The 17,950-nt window shown below is 36.0% G+C and carries 13 protein-coding genes; 4 read left to right on the forward strand and 9 right to left on the reverse strand.

Annotated elements, in window-relative coordinates; translation table 11 throughout:
• Nucleotides 1-222: 222 nt before the first annotated feature.
• Nucleotides 223-1,365 carry a tyrosine-type recombinase/integrase gene (locus ACKI4K_RS02405; RefSeq protein WP_407421914.1) on the reverse strand — a complete coding sequence of 381 codons (1,143 nt, stop codon included), beginning with the start codon at nt 1,363-1,365 and terminating at the stop codon, nt 223-225.
• Nucleotides 1,366-1,537: 172 nt separating this feature from the next.
• Between ACKI4K_RS02405 and ACKI4K_RS02410 the strand changes: the two genes are divergently transcribed.
• On the forward strand, nt 1,538-2,764 hold the full coding sequence (locus ACKI4K_RS02410; RefSeq protein WP_407421916.1) for an FprA family A-type flavoprotein: 1,227 nt from the start codon (nt 1,538-1,540) through the stop codon (nt 2,762-2,764).
• A gap of 46 nt (nt 2,765-2,810) precedes the next feature.
• Nucleotides 2,811-3,224 (forward strand): ferritin family protein, encoded by a 414-nt coding sequence (locus ACKI4K_RS02415; RefSeq protein ID WP_067039734.1) that lies wholly within the window; start codon nt 2,811-2,813, stop codon nt 3,222-3,224.
• Between the two features lie 138 nt (nt 3,225-3,362).
• On the opposite strand, the gene ACKI4K_RS02420 is transcribed toward ACKI4K_RS02415, so the two are convergent.
• The 5 genes from ACKI4K_RS02420 to ileS form a co-directional block, all read right to left on the reverse strand.
• A complete protein-coding gene (locus tag ACKI4K_RS02420; protein ID WP_407421919.1) occupies nt 3,363-5,720 on the reverse strand; it encodes a hypothetical protein in 2,358 nt (785 codons plus the stop codon).
• A 103-nt stretch (nt 5,721-5,823) separates the two neighbouring features.
• Entirely contained in the window at nt 5,824-6,954 is a 1,131-nt protein-coding gene (locus tag ACKI4K_RS02425; protein ID WP_407421921.1) for a site-2 protease family protein, read from the reverse strand.
• Between the two features lie 16 nt (nt 6,955-6,970).
• On the reverse strand, nt 6,971-8,188 hold the full coding sequence (gene glp / locus ACKI4K_RS02430; RefSeq protein ID WP_407421923.1) for a gephyrin-like molybdotransferase Glp: 1,218 nt from the start codon (nt 8,186-8,188) through the stop codon (nt 6,971-6,973).
• Between the two features lie 21 nt (nt 8,189-8,209).
• On the reverse strand, nt 8,210-10,348 hold the full coding sequence (gene purL / locus ACKI4K_RS02435) for a phosphoribosylformylglycinamidine synthase subunit PurL (RefSeq protein ID WP_407421925.1): 2,139 nt from the start codon (nt 10,346-10,348) through the stop codon (nt 8,210-8,212).
• Between the two features lie 10 nt (nt 10,349-10,358).
• Nucleotides 10,359-13,595, reverse strand: a complete 3,237-nt coding sequence (gene ileS / locus ACKI4K_RS02440; RefSeq protein ID WP_407421927.1) for an isoleucine--tRNA ligase — start codon at nt 13,593-13,595, stop codon at nt 10,359-10,361.
• Between the two features lie 302 nt (nt 13,596-13,897).
• Between ileS and ACKI4K_RS02445 the strand changes: the two genes are divergently transcribed.
• Both ACKI4K_RS02445 and ACKI4K_RS02450 read left to right on the forward strand, forming a co-directional pair.
• Nucleotides 13,898-14,563, forward strand: coding sequence for a DsbA family protein (locus ACKI4K_RS02445; protein WP_407421929.1), 666 nt, complete (start codon nt 13,898-13,900; stop codon nt 14,561-14,563).
• Between the two features lie 60 nt (nt 14,564-14,623).
• The gene (locus ACKI4K_RS02450; RefSeq protein ID WP_407421931.1) at nt 14,624-14,950 is read left to right on the forward strand and encodes a DUF192 domain-containing protein; all 327 of its coding nucleotides are present in this window, start codon (nt 14,624-14,626) and stop codon (nt 14,948-14,950) included.
• Here the strand turns inward: ACKI4K_RS02450 and ACKI4K_RS02455 are convergent.
• The 3 genes from ACKI4K_RS02455 to ACKI4K_RS02465 all read right to left on the reverse strand — a co-directional run.
• Complete coding sequence (locus tag ACKI4K_RS02455) at nt 14,936-15,628, reverse strand: dihydromethanopterin reductase (acceptor) (RefSeq protein WP_407421933.1); 693 nt, start codon at nt 15,626-15,628, stop codon at nt 14,936-14,938. The genes ACKI4K_RS02450 and ACKI4K_RS02455 overlap by 15 nt on opposite strands.
• A 1-nt stretch (nt 15,629) precedes the next feature.
• Nucleotides 15,630-16,901 (reverse strand): serine hydroxymethyltransferase, encoded by a 1,272-nt coding sequence (gene glyA / locus ACKI4K_RS02460; RefSeq protein WP_407421935.1) that lies wholly within the window; start codon nt 16,899-16,901, stop codon nt 15,630-15,632.
• A gap of 97 nt (nt 16,902-16,998) precedes the next feature.
• The coding region (locus tag ACKI4K_RS02465; protein ID WP_407421937.1) for an IS5 family transposase at nt 16,999-17,950 on the reverse strand (952 nt) is incomplete at its 5' end.

The raw sequence follows: 17,950 nt of genomic DNA on the forward strand, positions 1-17,950 counted from the left end.
ATAATTACAAATTTAAATTAAGATAAAATAAGTTTAAATTTTAGATATTGAAAAAAATAAGATATATTAACGATTTAACTCTCTATAATAAATTAGGAATTATTATGAATCTATAATCATTAATAAATCTTGTTATTTTAGTAAATGTTTTTTACTTGTTCTTATTTATGTTGATAGCATTCAACACATGCCAAATGCTATCAATTAACTTTTATATCACTATTATGACCCCTCACCAACCTTATTAATGATACCTAAAAGTTCTTTTTTTAAACCTCTCATTTCCTCAAGTTCACCTCTCATATCACCTACTTCTGATTTTAATGCTTCATTTTCCTTTTCCATCTGAATGAACTGAGGTGATTTGACAGACAGCTTTTCAACATCAGTATTTATGGTAACGGCAGGCAAATGCTGAATATATTCATATTTCAAATCGTCAGGATTTGTCATGAAATAGGCCGCATCGGTTTTGTTTTTTGCCTTTCCCTGCAAATCGTTAACCTTGTCTATGCTCATGCCGTCATTATATAATGCTGAAGCATGAAACTTCCTGAGCATGTGGCTTCGAAACCTGCGGTATCGTCCGACTCTACCAAGGCCTAAAGTGTCATTGATCATCTCAAATGACTGGACCATATATGTCCTGCTGATTTGAAAGAGCGGGCTTTCATCAGTTATTGGCTTATCCCGTAGCAACAAATATGCATTGATTGCCTTTACAGCCTCAGGGCTACAGTATGTAAGATAATACTTGTTTGTCTTTTTCCTTAAAATGCTGAAGGTTGGAACAACATCATCGACATCCTGCAGATAATCAATAACCTCAAATATGTCCATTCTATGTCTTGGCAGATATTCTGATAATGCCTCAATGTAATTCCCGATTGTCAGGCTCAGTGTCTCTGTTCTGGCACATCCGCTGGAGCAGGAAAAGAGTATGATGGCTTTCATCAGGGGAGATGCAATCTGAAAGGCTTCCCTTATGACTTCCTTATCCGGCAGGTCCTTAAAGTATATCGGAGCAGGCTTTTGAATGTTTTTGTCATTGACTTTAGGCAAATCCAATACTTCTATGTCGTAGAACTTGTAGAAAAAGATGATGCAGTTCATTTCCTTTCTGACGGTTCCTGCAGCATAGTTTTGAAACATGTAATGCCTATATTCAACCAGTTTTGATTTCAACCTGCTGTGTTTCCATTTAACCCCGTTCATCTCATCCTCTTCGGCTTCTTCAAGAAGTTCCTTAAGAGACATGCCAAAATAGTTGCAGTACTTTCTCAAAGAAAGCTCATAGCTCTGTGTTGTCCCAATTGCATGGTTACAGCTTATTGTGAAATTTTTGAATAGCTCGTCATTCATCATATTAACCACTTTTATTTCTTATTTATTAAAAACCTTGAGAGAGCGCTTGAAAAGTAATAAGTATCTGAACTTTTGAAACTGTTCGTATAAAACAAAATTATATATAATAATATAACACTAATTATTATTAATTCATAATAGATGAATTAATTTAAATTATGGAGATTTAAAAATGAAAGCAAATGCTCAAAAAATAGCTGAAGGAGTATACTGGATTGGTGTACTCGACTGGGACTTAAGAACCTCCCACGGATACACTTTAGATGGAACCACATACAACGCATACATTGTATTCGGTGAAGATGAAGTAGCAATTATCGACAATGCATATCCTGGAAAAACAAAAGAAATGATGGCACGTATTGATGACGCTTTTGCTCAAGAAGGAAGAGAAGTGAAAGTTGACTACATCATCCAAAACCACGTTGAAAAAGACCACTCTGGAGTATTGGTAGATTTACACAAAAGATTCCCAGAAGCACCGATTTACTGTACTAAAATTGCAGTGAATGGATTGTTAAAACACTACCCTGCACTTGAAGGAGCAGAATTTATAACTGTTGGAACCGGTGACAGTTTGGATGTTGGCGGAAGAACCTTGGCGTTCTTAGATGCATTCCTATTACACTGGCCTGACAGCATGTTCACATTACTTGCAGACGAAACAGGCATTTTATTCCCTAATGACGCATTCGGTCAACACTTATGTTTCACAAAAAGATTCTCAGATGAGATTCCGGAAACCGTCCTAATGGATGCGGCACAAAAATTCTATGCAAACCTGATTACACCACTTTCAAAATTAGTGCTTAAAAAATTAAACGAAGTAGTTGAATTAGGATTGCTTGACTCAATCAAAATGATTGCACCATCTCACGGTCAAATCTGGACCGACCCAATGCAAATCATTGGCGCTTACCAAAACTGGGCTACCGGCGTATGTGAAGATAAAATCACAATTATTTACGATACAATGCACTACTCAACCCAACAAATGGCTCATGAAATTGCTGAAGGTGCAATATCTGAAGGTTATGATGTTGAAATATTCTTCTTACATGAAGATGAAAGATCAGAAATCGTAAAAAGCATCTTAACCAGTAAAGGAATTGCAGTAGGAGACCCAACCATTAACGATGTGCCATACCCAAGTATTGGAGACATCATGTACTACCTAAAAGGATTGCTCTTCAACAGAACCGGTATTGTAAGAAAAGCCGTTACTTTCGGTTCAATGGGTGGAAAAGGTGGAACACCTGCAATGCTTGCTGAAGAATTGAACAACTGCGGATTTGATGTAATTGACACCCAGGAAATTACATTCGTGCCAACTGCCGAAGAAGAAGAGGCAAGCTATGAGTTAGGTGTGGCATTAGCTAAAGCATGTAAAGAATTATAACCTATGAAATGTAAAAAATATATTATAAAATCTAGGAGAAATTAACATGGTAAAATACGAACATGAAATTGGAATCACAAAAGGCACTCCTGTGGAAAACTATGTGGCAGGAAACTTTGAAGGCGAAACTAACGAAGTAGGTATCTACCTGGCCATGTCCAGACAAGCTTCCAGAGAAGGTTACGGGGAATTGGCTGAAGTATTCAAAAGATTAGCTTGGGAAGAAGCTGAACACGCTGCAAGATTCTGTGAAATGAACGGAATTATTAAACCTACCCTTAAAGAAAACATCGAATGGATGATGGGTGGAGAAAAAATGGCAAACGCAGAAAAAAGAGAAGCTTCCGAAAAGGCTGCCGAAGCAGGTATTGAAACCGCTGCGGATTTCTTCAGGGAAAGTTCCAAAGACGAAGGCCGCCACTACAAAATCCTAGAAGGAATTTTAGAAAGATACTTCTAGACTCCTTAAAACTTGAAAGAATTTAACCATTCTTTCATAATTTTCTTTTTTCACTATAAAATATTTAAAAAAAAAATAAAGAATAAACGCCCTGATTAATAGGGAGTTTAAATATTATATCTAATCTCTTATTTTAATTCAGTTTTTCCTGTTTCGAGTCCAAAAGCTGCCAAACAGAATCATAATTACAACTATAAGGTATGCTATCGGATTACCTGTAGCTGACATCCTTGCAGGATTTGCCAATATTCCTGTAGGATCTTCAGTCATATTTTTTACAGGTCCGGCAGGATGCTGTGTCTCATTTTTAATGACTTTCACAGTAGAATTATCATAATTATTAGATAGGTTGCTGTCGGTTTCATTGCATATGACATTTACCTCATTAGTGATGATGCCTTCCTCAAGCGCAATGCAATACAAATCTAAAGTTGCGCTTTCGCCAACTGTTAAGTTGCCGATTGTCCATATTCCCCCTTCAACATCATAAAATCCTTTGGATGCTTCATATGAAACGTATTTGACGTTTGATGGCAATACATCAGTTGCCAGTACATCATGGGCATCGCATGGACCATTATTTAAAACATTGATAGTCCATTTAAAACCATCTCCAATGAGAATGGATGAAACATTGGCTGTTTTGCTGATGACCAAATCACAAACAGGTTCTTTAATGATTAATGTATTGCTTACGAATTCATTAGTTCTACCATTATATGTAATAATGGTATGATTTCCGGGGTATAACTTGCCTACATTATAAAGATAATTATAAATCTTCAAACCATAAGAACCGTTTTCATCTGTGAGTTGACTTCTTAAATTGCCGTCAACTTTAAAGTCAAACACGCCTTCTGCAAAAGCATTTCCGTTTTCATCCAACAAACTTACATCAAATGTTTTATTTTGTCCATAGAAAACCTCTAAATCATTGCTGAATATTGTTGTCTTAACAATGATTTTAGAAGTGGTTTGATTTTTGCCGAATTGCCCATCGTAAGAGATTATTGCATCATATTCTCCAGGCTGTAACATGATGGAATATGAAGCATAGCCTTTAGGTGTAACTTCACGCTCATAAGTGGTTCCATCAATCATGATGGATACTTTCTCACCAACTAATGCAACACCGTCTTCATCTGTCAGATAAATGTCCAGATTCTTATAATAACTCTTATATGTTGTAACATTTTCTGCTGTTAAGATAACACCAGGATTTGTTGCATAGGTGGTCACACTGATTTCCTCATCCATTCCTTGAACATATGAACGAATGGTATAATCTCCCTTAACCTTTGGCCTAACAGTGAAAATGATTTCTTTAGGACCATTGGATGCTGGCAGGTTCCAGTACAATATATTCTGAGCTGGATCATAATTACAGTCCCCTTCGGAAACATCCGCATCAACATATTCAACATTATCATCCAATTCGAATACAACAGTCCTTTCATCATCAATATTGTTTATCTTATAGATTATAGGAGAATCTTCATTAACCAATACATTATCTGAACTGTACACTACCTCAAAGACTGAATCGATTGTCTGGTTTTCAAATATGTAGGTTCCAAGATATAGCTTATCCGGATTTTGAGGAATCTCTGAAGCCGGATGATACTCACCATTGAAATAAACATAAGTCACAATTTCTGAAGTTTCCAAACCGACATTAAGCCCATTATCATCGCTTATATAAACATCCACCCCATATTTCTGCCCTTCAGGAGTATCATGCGCTTTATAGTCATAAATATGAACATTACGCCTATTCCAACCGGTATTCTCATAAGAACAAATCTCGACAATCGCATCAACAGGATCTATTGCATAGTCAGCATAAGTTCCCTTACGCAAACCAAAATATTCATTTGAAATAATCATAAATTCTCCAGGCTGCAAGGTTCCATATTTACAACCAGTATAATAGGCTACCCCATAACTTCCATCAGGAGCCTTGATGAAAAAATGACCATATTTATATTTTTTGAAGATGTTTTGAATTTGACCAAGAGAATCTGATGAAATATTCTTAGAAAGAAGCATTTCCTTAGCAAGATTTTCTATAGTCAAAGTGTCAGTAACATTGTCACTATCTCCACCATGACTGGCAACCCATCCGTCTTCAGAGATTATTGCATGAATGAAATGAACTTCTGGATTGTCTATTTCTTCTACAATACTATCAAGATCATCTAAACTTTCATTATGTATAACAACACCATATCCATTAAGCTTACCATCTTGTCTAAAACCAAAAACTGTTTCGTTTTCCTCTTGAATAACGAAAGAACAACATTCAGAAGTTGATTTATCAAAATCAAGCTCAGAATCTGATTCGTCAAGGCCAGAACTTAATTTATCAAAATCAGAAGTTGATTTATCAAAATCAAGACCATAATCAGCATCTGTTTGATTTGCATCTCCAGCAGATACTGCGGTTATACTAATAAGAATTAATAAAACCAAAAATACCATAAATTTCCTTTTCATAAATAATACCCCATAATATTAAATAGGATTCATTGACTAAATAAATTTTTTGAATATTACCTAGCCTTTTTCAGAAATTTGTGTATTTTATGAACAAACCTGACTAGATAAAGCCAACAAGAAGACTGAAAACAACAACAAGGGCCAAAACAACTGAAACAGCATTGACGATAGGTTTGGCCTGTGCCTCCGATAGCTTATATGTTAATAGAATCTCAAGCATGTGCCCGCCGTCCAAAGGCTTTATCGGAAGAAGATTAAATAAACCGATTCCCAAGTTTAAAGTGAAAATCCACTGGAAAAGCTCCACCAATCCAAACAACACCCATGGAAGTGGGCCTAAACTATTATCAACCAATTTGAAATGCTTAGATGCCTGAATACCGAAAAATCCTACAGACTCATTATTGGGGTTTTTGCCAAGCTCAACCGAATAGTCCCCCCGGTCGGTTCCTACGGTGATGTTGTCTCCCGGATTGAAAGTGCCGACAACTTTCAAATAGCTTTTAGAATCGTTGATTTGATGATTGTCTATTGATTCTATGACCATTCCCTCTTTTAAAATACCGTCGGATGGGGAATCGCTGACAATATGACCGATTTCAATGCCATCTTCGGCAAAAAAATGTGGAATTCCAAATGATGCGCCAAAAACTATTAAAATGGCCATCAATGCGAGAGTCATGTTTGCCATGGATCCCGCACCATAAACCCTTAAGCGTGAAACTTTACTGGCTTTTTTCAATTCGTCCTCGTCAGGCTCTACAAAGGCCCCTGGAAGAATAGCAAACAATAATAGACCAATTGATTTAATTGGAATCTTCTCGCCAACCGCCTGTATGCCATGGGAGAATTCGTGAACTACAAGAACAGTGGCCAAGGCTATCAGCCCGGCCAAAAATGGAACATATATAGAAAGGCCCGGCATGTCCACACCCGGAATAACAAGTGAAACGGAAGGTGTCTCCAAAGCCGTTTCAAGTGAACTGAGCAAAGTCCATGTAATAAATGCCATTGCAACAAATGATATCACTATTCCAAGATTCATATACCATCTCCAAAATTTCGGAGAAAGATGGTTGATTCTTTTAATTAATCCCCTGAGCCTTTCTGTTTTCCACATTATAATCGGGAAACTAATTTCAAAACCATGATCTGACAACTTATCTTTCAATGCTATAGACAATATCCAGATAATGAGAAAAGCTATCAAATAATAGTAAATACCATTCATTAAAATACACCTTTAACTACCAAAGTAGTGAATCAAATAAGACAACATCAACTAAATCATCCTTCTGATATCCTTCATCGTTTTCATCTATGATGATATAGCTGTTCGCCTCAACCATTGAACGAATAATGCCGGAACCCCTATTCAACACATGTTTAGCACATTCGTCATCAGAAACTGCACGGATAAAATCAGTCCTTCCAAGCTGTGAAGGGATTTTAAGCTGTGAAACTCTCTTAACAACTTTAAAATCAAAAGGTCTTCCCTGCAATTCAAATAAATACTTTCTTGCAAACATGTCAAACTGACTCATGGCGGCAACCGGCTGGCCTGAAAGTGTAAATATCATCTTTCCGTTTACAATTCCTGCTCCTGCTGGCTTTCCAGGTCTAATGGCCACGCCATGGAATAATATTTCACCAACATCCGCAACAACATCAAGAACAACATCCCCTTTACTAATAGCTGTTCCTCCAGTTGTCATTATAACATCATAATCTTTTGATGCATCCAAAACGGCAGAGCGGACCTCTTCAAAAGTATCTCCGGCATGAATTATCTCAGCAATTGCGCCTGAATCCTCAATCATTGCCTTTATAGTGAATTGATTAGAATTAATGATCTTTGCCTTATCAATTTCTTCCTTTGTAGGCTCAACTAACTCGTTGCCCGTTATGATAACCAAAACTCTAGGTTTTTTGAATACCTTAACAGTGTCATAACCGGCTGATGCGATTAAACCCATTTCCTGATATCTTATAAATGTATTTTTAGAAAGGATTTTTTCACCTTTCTTAATGTCTTCGGATTTAGGAGAAACATTTTCTCCAGGAGTAACCTGAGAATAGATTGTTAAATCATCCCCGTCAGTTGTAGTGTATTCCTTCATGATAACCGCATCGGCCCCATCAGGAACAGGAGCCCCGGTAGCAATTACAATAGCTTCATTTTCACCAACTGTCTTGGAAGAAAAATCCCCGGCACCAATAGCATCAATTATTTTAAATTCCTTAGGAGCTGATTGGGATGCTCCAAAAGTATTTTCACCCTTTAATGCAAATCCATCCATTGCAGATTTATCAAATGGCGGGGAATCATGATAAGCCATGACATCCTCAGCCAAAACTCTCTTATGAGTCTCGCCAATAGGGATTTCCTCAATCCCCATTAGTTTCTGATTATCATTAATCAACTTTAATGCATTAGTTAGAGACTCTAATTTAGACAAAAACATGTAAAAACTCCCCCAAGCCATTTAAGCCATGTATTGTTCAATGACACCATGATATGCGTTATTTAAATCTTCAAAGCTGAATTCATGGCCATTTACATTTAATGAATTGCCCTTAACCTCTCCAATGACTTCAACATCAACGTCAATCTTGGCCAATATATCTTCTAATGCATCCGCTTTTACAGTTAAAATATATCTGCCATGACTTTCTGAGTATAATAATTGTATTTTATCCAGTTCATCATCGACTATATTAACATCACAACCCAATCCGGATTTGATAACCATTTCAGAAAGTGCAACAGCCAAACCACCAGCAGAAACATCATGAACAGCAGTAATATTCTTATCCACATCTTCATCGATTAATCTTAATACTGTCTGACCATTGGCCAACTCCTCATCTATCCTAATTCTTGGAGCAGTGCCTTTTTCAAGATTGTGGATTGTCCTGTGATATTCGGAACCTGTTAATTCATCATAGGTTTTACCGATTAAAAGGATTTTATCCCCTTCATTCTTAAAGTCCATGGTTCTGATGTTTTCAATTTTTTCAACGCCGATTACACCAACTGCAGGAGTTGGATTAATTTTAATTCCTTCAGTTTCATTATAAAAACTTACATTTCCACTGATAACAGGTGCATTGAAAGCTTCGGCAACTAGGCTCATTCCTTCAATAGCTGTTTTAAATTGCCATAAAATTTCAGGAGTTTCCGGATTTCCAAAGTTAAGACAGTCAACAACTGCATAAGGTGTGGCACCCATTGAAATTACATTTCTTATTGCTTCTGCAACACAACCTGCAGCCCCATCAAATGGAGACAATTTAGTATGGATTGTATTTGAATCTGTAGTAAGCGCAATAGCTGTTTCATCATCGATTCTTAAAACTGCTGCATCATCACCCGGTTTTACAACAGTTCTTACTTGAACTTCATGGTCATACTGTTTGTAAACCCATTCCTTGGAGGCTATGTTTGGAGAAGCCAATAATTCAGGTAAAGACTTATGAAGACCTGGGTCTTTGAGTTCGATTTTTTCGGTGTCTTCAGGAATTTCGGCTATAGGCCTATCAATTGAAGGGGGATCAGCGAGCAAAATAGTCGGTAAGTTGGCAATTTCTTCACCATCGTCTGAAATGATCATATTGTTACCTTCAATTACCTCACCAATAATTGCAGATGCGATTTCATGTTTATCACAAATCTGTTTGGCTAATTCAACATCATCCGGATTAATTACAAACACCATTCTTTCCTGAGATTCAGAAAGCATGATTTCATATGGAGTCATACCGGTTTCCCTTAATGGAATTGCACGTAAATCAACTAATGCTCCATTATTTGAAGAATCAACAAGTTCGGAAATGCAGCAAGTAAGACCTCCGCCACCCAAATCCTTTACACCACTGACATTGATTTTTTCCAAGATTTCCAATGATGCTTCCAGAACCCTTTTTTTGGTAAACGGATCGGCTACTTGAACGGCCGGCCTATCTTCAGTTTCACTGTCGGATGTTAACTCTTCGGATGCAAAAGTTACGCCATGAATACCATCACGGCCGGTAGTTCCTCCCATCAAAAGGAATACATCACCATAGTTAGGAGCTTGGGCACGAACGATTTTATCCTTCTCTACAAGCCCTACACACATTACATTGACTAAAGGATTTGTTCTAAATGATTCATCGAATTCGATTTCACCGGCAACAGTTGGAACACCAACACGGTTTCCATAATCAGAAATTCCCTTAACAACATGCTCAAACAAGTATCTGGATTTTTCATCTTCCAACGGCCCAAATCTAAGTGAATCTAAAAGTGCAATAGGCATGGCTCCCATGGATATAATGTCTCTTAAAATTCCACCGATCCCAGTACCTGCTCCACCATATGGTTCAATAGCTGATGGGTGGTTATGTGACTCCATTCCTACAGCTAATGCATATTTATCAGTTACAGACACAAGCCCGGCATCATCTCCCGGACCTAAAATGATGTTTTCTCCTTCGGTTGGAAAAGCCCTTAAAAATGGACGGCTACTTTTATAGGAACAATGCTCTGAAAACATTACATCAAGCATTCCTTCTTCTAACTCATTCATTTCCCTACCAAGGATTCCTTCAATATATTCAATTTCTGAATCAGCTAAAGTCATATTTACACCCTTAATTTTTAATTGAAATAATTACCTTTTCTCCTTCAATATCCCATTCTTTGGTATAATCTTTAGATTCCTTACTGCATTCTTCGGTATCAGTTATAATTAAGCTTTTTGCCCTTACTTCATGAGATATCATCTCAGATTGTGGAACAATCAAATCCTTAAATTCGGCTGAGGTTTCTACATCCACATTAATGTTTGCTTCAACATCAAGGTCCAAGTCTTTTCTCATGTCCTGAATTCTTCTAATCAGTTCACGAGCCATTGCTTCCTGTCTGATCTCCAAGGTAATGTTAGTATTTACAAATACATTTCCACCTTTAAATTCAGAAGATACAAAGTCATCCGGAAGTTCTGAATCAAATAATACTTCTTCAGAAGATAATTCAATTCCTTCAACATTAACGCTTCCATTCGCTTCAAGTTCTGCCTTAATTTGATTGCCGTCAGCTGTTTTCAATCCTTTTACAACTTTGCCCATGTCTCCTTTAAGTTTTGGACCTAAAATTTTGAGATTTGGTTTAGCATTAAATGATAATTTATCAAACTCACTGGCACCTAAAACCTCTTTAGTGTTTGACTGATCTTTAATGATGTCCTGCAACTCTTCAATAGCATTCAAGACACCTTCATCTTGGGATACGACAGTGATGTCTGAAACCGGCCATCTGAGTTTATATTGCGCCATGTCACGTGCCCTGATAGATGCTTCAATCACTTCACGGGCAACATCCATTTTAGCTTCAAGTTCTTCATCTATTGCATCTTCATCATATCCCCAATCATTCATATGAATGCTTTCAGGAGCTTTGGGATTTACTCCTTTAACAAGATTTTCATATATCTCTTCAGATATGTGTGGAGCGATTGGACACAATACAGAAATCAGTTTGACAAGCGCAGTGTATAAGCTGTAATAAGCGCCTAACTTATCCGGGTCATCACTTTCAACCCAGGTTCTTCCACGAATAAGCCTTACATACCAACGGCTTAAATCTTCCAATATGAAATTGTTGATTTTTCTAGTAGCATTATGGAAATATAATTTATCCAATTCTTCTGCAACTTCTTTAACTAAAGTATTTGCCTTAGAAACAATCCATTTATCCTCAGGTCTTAAAATCATGTCCTCTTCTGTTAATCCAATTGGATTGAAGTTGTCCAATGACATGTAAGTGGTGGAAAATACATATACATTCCATAAGATATTAAACATTTTGTTAATGTTCAAGAGCTCTTCCCATACGAATTTTAAATCATCCCATGGTTTTGAAGCCCACAACAAATAGAATCTTAAGACATCCGCTCCATATTTTTCAATCACTTCTTCCGGAGAGACCACGTTTCCAAGAGATTTGGACATTTTATTTCCGTTTTCATCCAATACAAATCCATGCATTAAAACCTTCTGATATGGACTTTTACCCATTGAAATTACACCGGTACCCAACTGTGAGTAGAACCAGCCCCGGGTTTGGTCATGACCTTCGGTGATGAAGTCATAAGGGAACCAGTCTTCAAACTTGTCCTTTTCTTCAGGATAGTAAAGTGAAGCCCAACCGGCCACTCCTGAGTCAATCCATACATCCAAAACATCCGGAATTCTTTTAATTGTCTGGCCACAATTATCACATTTTACTTCAACTTCATCTACGTATGGCCTGTGGATAAGTTCCGAATCTGAAACATTGATTTCGTTTAAGGATTCTGATTTCAACTCATCAAGGGATCCGATTACTTTTAGCTCTCCACAATCCGGACATTCCCAAATAGGGATTGGAATACCCCAGAACCTTTGCCTTGAAATTGTCCAGTCACGGGCATTGTCTACCCAATCATGGAATCTGCCTTCTCCTGCCCATTTAGGAATCCACTCAACACGATCAATTTCATCTAACATTTTTTGTTTAATGTCCGTTACTTTCAGAAACCATTGTTTGGTGGCCCTATAGATAATAGGAGTTTTACATCTCCAACATACTCCGTATCTGTGCTCAATAGTTTCTGACCTGTACATTAAACCTTTGTTTTCCAAGTCTTCAATGATTTGGGAGTTTTCATCTTTTGTAAATTTAGCAGCGTATTTTCCTGCATCTTCTGTGAAGCATCCGTCTTCACCTACTGGACAAAATATTGGAATTCCATTGGCCTGACCCACTTCAAAATCATCTGGCCCATGTCCCGGTGCTGTGTGTACTAAACCTGTACCTTCACCAAGTTCAACATGGTCTCCGGATAAAACCTTGTGAACGGCTTCTATTTCATCAAATTCCGCATGTTTTGGAACTTCATCTAAAAGTATGTAGTCATAACCCATTCCAATTAGGTCTTTTCCTTTAACAGTTTTGATAACTTCATACATTACTTCCTTTTCTTCGATGATTTTATCTTCTTCGTTTTCATCTTCTGCAGGTATTTTGGTTCTGTGAATTTTAATCTGACGGCCCAAAACATCTTCCATTAAGTTCTCAGCTAATATGTAAGTTTCATCATCCTTTGAAACGTAAACATAATCAAATTCGGGATTTGCACAAATGGCCATGTTTGCCGGAAGTGTCCATGGTGTAGTTGTCCAAACCAGGAAATAGGTATTTTCCTCACCCTTGACAGGGAATTTAATATAAATGGACGGGTCAACTTTTTCTTCATATTCAATTTCAGCTGCTGCAAGCGCTGTTCCACAATGAGGACACCAGCTAATTACCCTTTGGTCATTGACAAGCAAGTTCTGTTCATTTGCTCTTTTAAGTGTCCACCAGGAGGATTCCATATATTTCGGGTCCAATGTCATGTATGGATTTTCCCAATCCATCCAAACACCCAACTGGTCAAATTGTTCTTCCATGGCTATTTTGTTTTCTATGGCAAATTCTCTACATTTGTCAACAAAAGCAGCCATTCCAATAGTGTCTTCAATTTCTTGTTTTGATTGAATTCCCATTAAGTGTTCTACCTTGTTTTCAATTGGAAGTCCGTGCATATCCCAGCCGGCCTGGCGCCTTAAGCTAAACCCATTCATTGATTTGAACCTAAGGTAGGAATCTTTGATAACCTTGTTCCAAGCTGTACCCAAATGGATTTTTCCACTACAATATGGTGGGCCATCTAAAAAGGAATATCTAGGACCATTTTCTCTGAGTTCATTAACTTTTTTGAAAGTTTCCTCTTCTTTCCAGAATTTTTGAACTTTCTTTTCTATTTTATCATGATCGTATGATTTATCTGCCTCTTTTATTGGCATTGTAACTCCTCTAAAACTAATATTATGTGTATAAATAAAAAAATGAACAGCCCATAAGATGAAATGTACTCGATGAGAATGCTCATATATATAACATTATACTATTTATTATCTACAACATAATATATTAACTTATCATGACTATATCATTAAATTTTGAAAACTTTGATATAAAATAAAACACAACATGATAATATGGGATTCTATAGAAAGTACAACACAATCATTAGGACTGTAGATAACGTTGTAAAACTATACAAAGCTGCCAAAAAAGACGATAAGAAGTCTAAAGAGGACAAAAAATGAGAATAATTTATTTAATCGATTTTAACTGTCCTTATTCATATATCGGACTCGAAAGAATTAAAAAGGCAGCTGAAAGCTTGAACCTGGATATCGAATGGGAAATGAGATCTTTTGAACTTGAGCCATTTGCCGGGAAAAGACAAACAAAAAGCACAACCGAAAGATATTCGGAGAAATATGAATTAAGCCTAGATGATGCTTCGAAAAAAATTGCTGAAATAGAGGAAACTGCACTTGATGACGGCTTAAAAATCAATTATAAGGATATGCTGCTTACAAGTTCCAAAGACGCATTAAGATTAACAAAATTTACACAGAACATGCATCCGGAAATTACCTTAAATCTCGCTGAGAAGATATTCTACTCCAATTTGGTTAAAAATGAAAACATTGCAGACATTAAAGTCTTAACTAAAATAGCCATTTCCTGTGGATTAGAAGAATATGAAGCTAAAAAAATTCTTGAAAACAATTATTACAATATTGAAATATATTTAGATAAGGAAGAAGCTCTCACAAATGGAATTAGTGCTACACCATGTTTTATAGTGAATTTAAATGAAGAACGATTGATAATCCCTGGAGTATTTTCAACTGAAGAGTTTGAAATTGCACTAAAGGATTTATCAAGTGGGAATCTGGCTGGAAAAACTTTTATATAAGTAAATATTGATTTTAAATCGTTAAAAACTTAAATATTTTAAAATAAAAATATTTAATTCATGATTTTAAATAAAACAACAGATGAATTAATCAATATAAAAATTAGATATGCAGATAACTTTTTTAAACGTTTTAAAGGATTAATGTTAAAAAGAAATATTGACTTTGTATTGTTATTTACAAATTTGACAGGGTCAAATATACATACCTATTTTATGATGTCTGAAATCGATGTATATTTCTTAGATGGAAATAAAGTAATTTTTGAAAAGGTTAGTTTAAAACCTTGGAAATTCTATAAACCTAAAAAACAGGCAAGTTATATTTTAGAAACAAAAAAAGATTGTCTAAAATTAAAAATAGGAGATAAATTAGAATTTATCTAAAATATCCTGTGGATTTTCAAATATTTGAATATTATCAATACTTTGCAATTTGCGAGTATTTTCAATATCAATATCCCTCATATAGATTGTAATGATTTTACCTTCAGATATCGCATCATTTGGACATGTATTCCTACACAACCCACAACCAATACATTTAGTCAAATCTATTTCCTCATGTGGAATGATAGCTCCCTGTTCACAGGCCAGTGATGCTACACAATCATCACAACCTTTACATTTTGACAGCTCCATTTTTGAAGGGAGTATTGTGTCAATAGGACCTGGATGAATATCAACAGGAACCATATAAACAGGTACAGCTCCTTTTCCTGATTGTGCTACCGCATTTGTAACTAAAGTATCCGCAATGCCATAGACTATTTTTGAAACCGTATTTGCTGTTGCTGGAGAAACAATAAGCAGGTCATATTTGCCTAAAGACAGGCGGCCAGTAATTGGATATGAAAATTTTTGATTAGAGTCTGTGGCTAATTCCCTGTATTTTCCACCAGTTATGCGTTCAACACGTTCATAAAGTCCATACATTTTAAGGACTTCCTCAGCTGCTCCTGATAAAAATACAGTGACTTCATGTTCTTTAGCTAATTTCTCAGCTGCCTGAACAGACTCTCTGAGTAAATGGCCGGCTCCAGTAAATGCAAATCCGATTCTCATTTTAATCTAATCTATGATACTGATAAGCTTCCCTGTCTGAGAAAGCATAATCAAGTTTAGTGTATTGATTCATGAATTCAGCTACTTCATCTGCAATGTCTTCTTTATCAACTGCTACACGTTTAATGAATTCAGCAACCTCATCCATTTCTTTTTCCTTTAATCCACGTCTTGTAATTTCTTGAGTTCCAATTCTAATACCTGATGGATTATCACTATTGTCTCTATTATCGCCAGGCAAGAGATTTTTGTTTAAAATTACATTATTATCGGCCAAATCTTTTGCAATGTCGGATGCTGATCTGATATTAGTTAAGTCAACTGCTATTTGGTGGGATTGGGTAAATCCTAAATCTTCACATAGAACATTGAATCCCCTTTCATACATTGCCTGACCTAAAGCCTGTGCATTTTTAATAATTTGTTTTGCATAAGCCTCACCGAACTCCAACATTTCAGCAGTTGCTATACCTAAACCTAATAAGTGGTGTAAATGGTGGTTACTTACTACACCAGGGAAAACCGCTTCATCAATTATTTCTGCATTTTCTTGGTGTGAGAGGATAATCCCTCCCTGCGGACCCGGAAATGTTTTGTGAGTGCTTCCCATCATTAGGTCTGCACCTTCCTTGAGAGGTTGTTGAAACTGTCCTCCTGCAATAAGACCTAATACATGAGCTCCATCATACATAACAGTGGCTCCAACTTCATCAGCTGCTTCACGAGCTTCTTTAATAGGATGAGGGAATAAGAATAAACTTCCTCCGAATAAAACAATTTTTGGTTTTTCTTCGAGGATTTTTTTGTTCATTGCATCGATGTCAATGTTCATAACATCCTTATCTAATGGGTGGAAAACAGTCTTTAAACCACGAATTCCGGCAGCACTTACATCAGCATGAGAAATGTGTCCTCCTGATGGTACTTCCAATGCCATTACTTTCTCACCAGGTTTGGCAAAACCGAAAAATGCTGCAAGATTTGCTGTTACACCAGAAACTGGTTGTACATTAGCATAATCACAATCATATACTTTACAGGAAAGTTTTTTAGTTTTATCTTCAATTAAATCAACGTATTGACATCCTTCGTAGAATCTTTCAAATGCTTGGCCTTCAGCATATCTGTGAGCAAAATCTGTTGCTACTGCCTCAGTTACCTCTACGCTTGTAACATTTTCAGAAGCGATGAGATTAATACTATTTCTCATATATTCCGTATGTTCTTTCGCAATTTTTTCAAAATTTAAAATTTCATCATGATAATTAGCCATTTACTACACCTAATATCCAATTATATATTTATGATTAAATTTATGTAAATCATGCAATATAATAGTTATGAAAATTCCACCTTGTTGAAATCCTATTTTAAATTTTTGTTGATTGATCAATATTATAAACTAATGTTTTTAGTCTTGTTTCTTTGTTTTGTAATCGTGTACTTTTGCTTTTGTTAATTCCGGAGTATTTTCTTTTTATTACGCTGAATACGCTTTCTACATTGTTTCTTCTTGAATATATTTCTTTTTTGAATGTTTTGATGCTTAATCTTCTGTACCAGCCATGTCTGAAGTTGGATCGTAGTGGTATTTGGTCTGATACTTTTATTTCTTCATTTATGCATGTTCTTATTGCATTTGAGTCATATGCTTTGTCTGCTATTATGAATTGTGGATTGTATTTTTTTAGACTTCTTATTGATGCTATTGCAAATTTTGTATCGTGTCTTGGTCCTTTTACAGCTTGTGAGTAGAGAATTAGTCTTGAATCTACATCGATTGCTATATGGCATTTAATGAAGTTTTTCACGTCATGGCTGCGTATTTTTGAGTAATATTTGTCAGCATAGTCGCTTGTAAATCCACTGCCATCAAGAGCAACTAATTCTGGTTGTATTTCCAAATGTACAATAATTTGCTTTGTTATTCTTTCAAACATGTCAGTTGGCATTCTTTTGAAGAATTTCTGAAGAGTAGAGTAATCTGGAGCTCTTTTAATCTTCAAATATTTCTGCAATCTGTCTGAAAAGCTAATAAATTCAATTATTTGACGATAAGTTAAATTTAAATAACTTTTCAATGCAATAATTGTGAATAATGCAGGTTGCGAGTACATTTTCTTTGAATATTTGCTTGAATATAGATTCAAAGACATTCTAGCATAACTGTAAGCATGTTCAATGAATTTAACCAAGTTACTTGAGTTAATCTCGATTTTACTGTCTTTTTCAAATTTTTTGAAAAATTTTTTTGTTTGTTTTTTAAAGCCAAAATCCAAAAGGTTTTTATGCTTTGAAAACCTAACTATTATTGGAGAATGT

This window comes from Methanobrevibacter sp. (assembly GCF_045644645.1).
In the GTDB taxonomy this organism is placed as follows: domain Archaea; phylum Methanobacteriota; class Methanobacteria; order Methanobacteriales; family Methanobacteriaceae; genus Methanocatella.

Bases quoted from the DNA above. Each gene is read 5' to 3' on its own strand.
- ACKI4K_RS02405 (WP_407421914.1), bottom strand. From the start codon at position 1,365: ATGATGAATGACGAGCTATTCAAAAATTTCACAATAAGCTGTAACCAT.
- ACKI4K_RS02410 (WP_407421916.1), top strand. From the start codon at position 1,538: ATGAAAGCAAATGCTCAAAAAATAGCTGAAGGAGTATACTGGATTGGT.
- ACKI4K_RS02415 (WP_067039734.1), top strand. From the start codon at position 2,811: ATGGTAAAATACGAACATGAAATTGGAATCACAAAAGGCACTCCTGTG.
- ACKI4K_RS02420 (WP_407421919.1), bottom strand. From the start codon at position 5,720: ATGAAAAGGAAATTTATGGTATTTTTGGTTTTATTAATTCTTATTAGT.
- ACKI4K_RS02425 (WP_407421921.1), bottom strand. From the start codon at position 6,954: ATGAATGGTATTTACTATTATTTGATAGCTTTTCTCATTATCTGGATA.
- glp (WP_407421923.1), bottom strand. From the start codon at position 8,188: ATGTTTTTGTCTAAATTAGAGTCTCTAACTAATGCATTAAAGTTGATT.
- purL (WP_407421925.1), bottom strand. From the start codon at position 10,348: ATGACTTTAGCTGATTCAGAAATTGAATATATTGAAGGAATCCTTGGT.
- ileS (WP_407421927.1), bottom strand. From the start codon at position 13,595: ATGCCAATAAAAGAGGCAGATAAATCATACGATCATGATAAAATAGAA.
- ACKI4K_RS02445 (WP_407421929.1), top strand. From the start codon at position 13,898: ATGAGAATAATTTATTTAATCGATTTTAACTGTCCTTATTCATATATC.
- ACKI4K_RS02450 (WP_407421931.1), top strand. From the start codon at position 14,624: ATGATTTTAAATAAAACAACAGATGAATTAATCAATATAAAAATTAGA.
- ACKI4K_RS02455 (WP_407421933.1), bottom strand. From the start codon at position 15,628: ATGAGAATCGGATTTGCATTTACTGGAGCCGGCCATTTACTCAGAGAG.
- glyA (WP_407421935.1), bottom strand. From the start codon at position 16,901: ATGGCTAATTATCATGATGAAATTTTAAATTTTGAAAAAATTGCGAAA.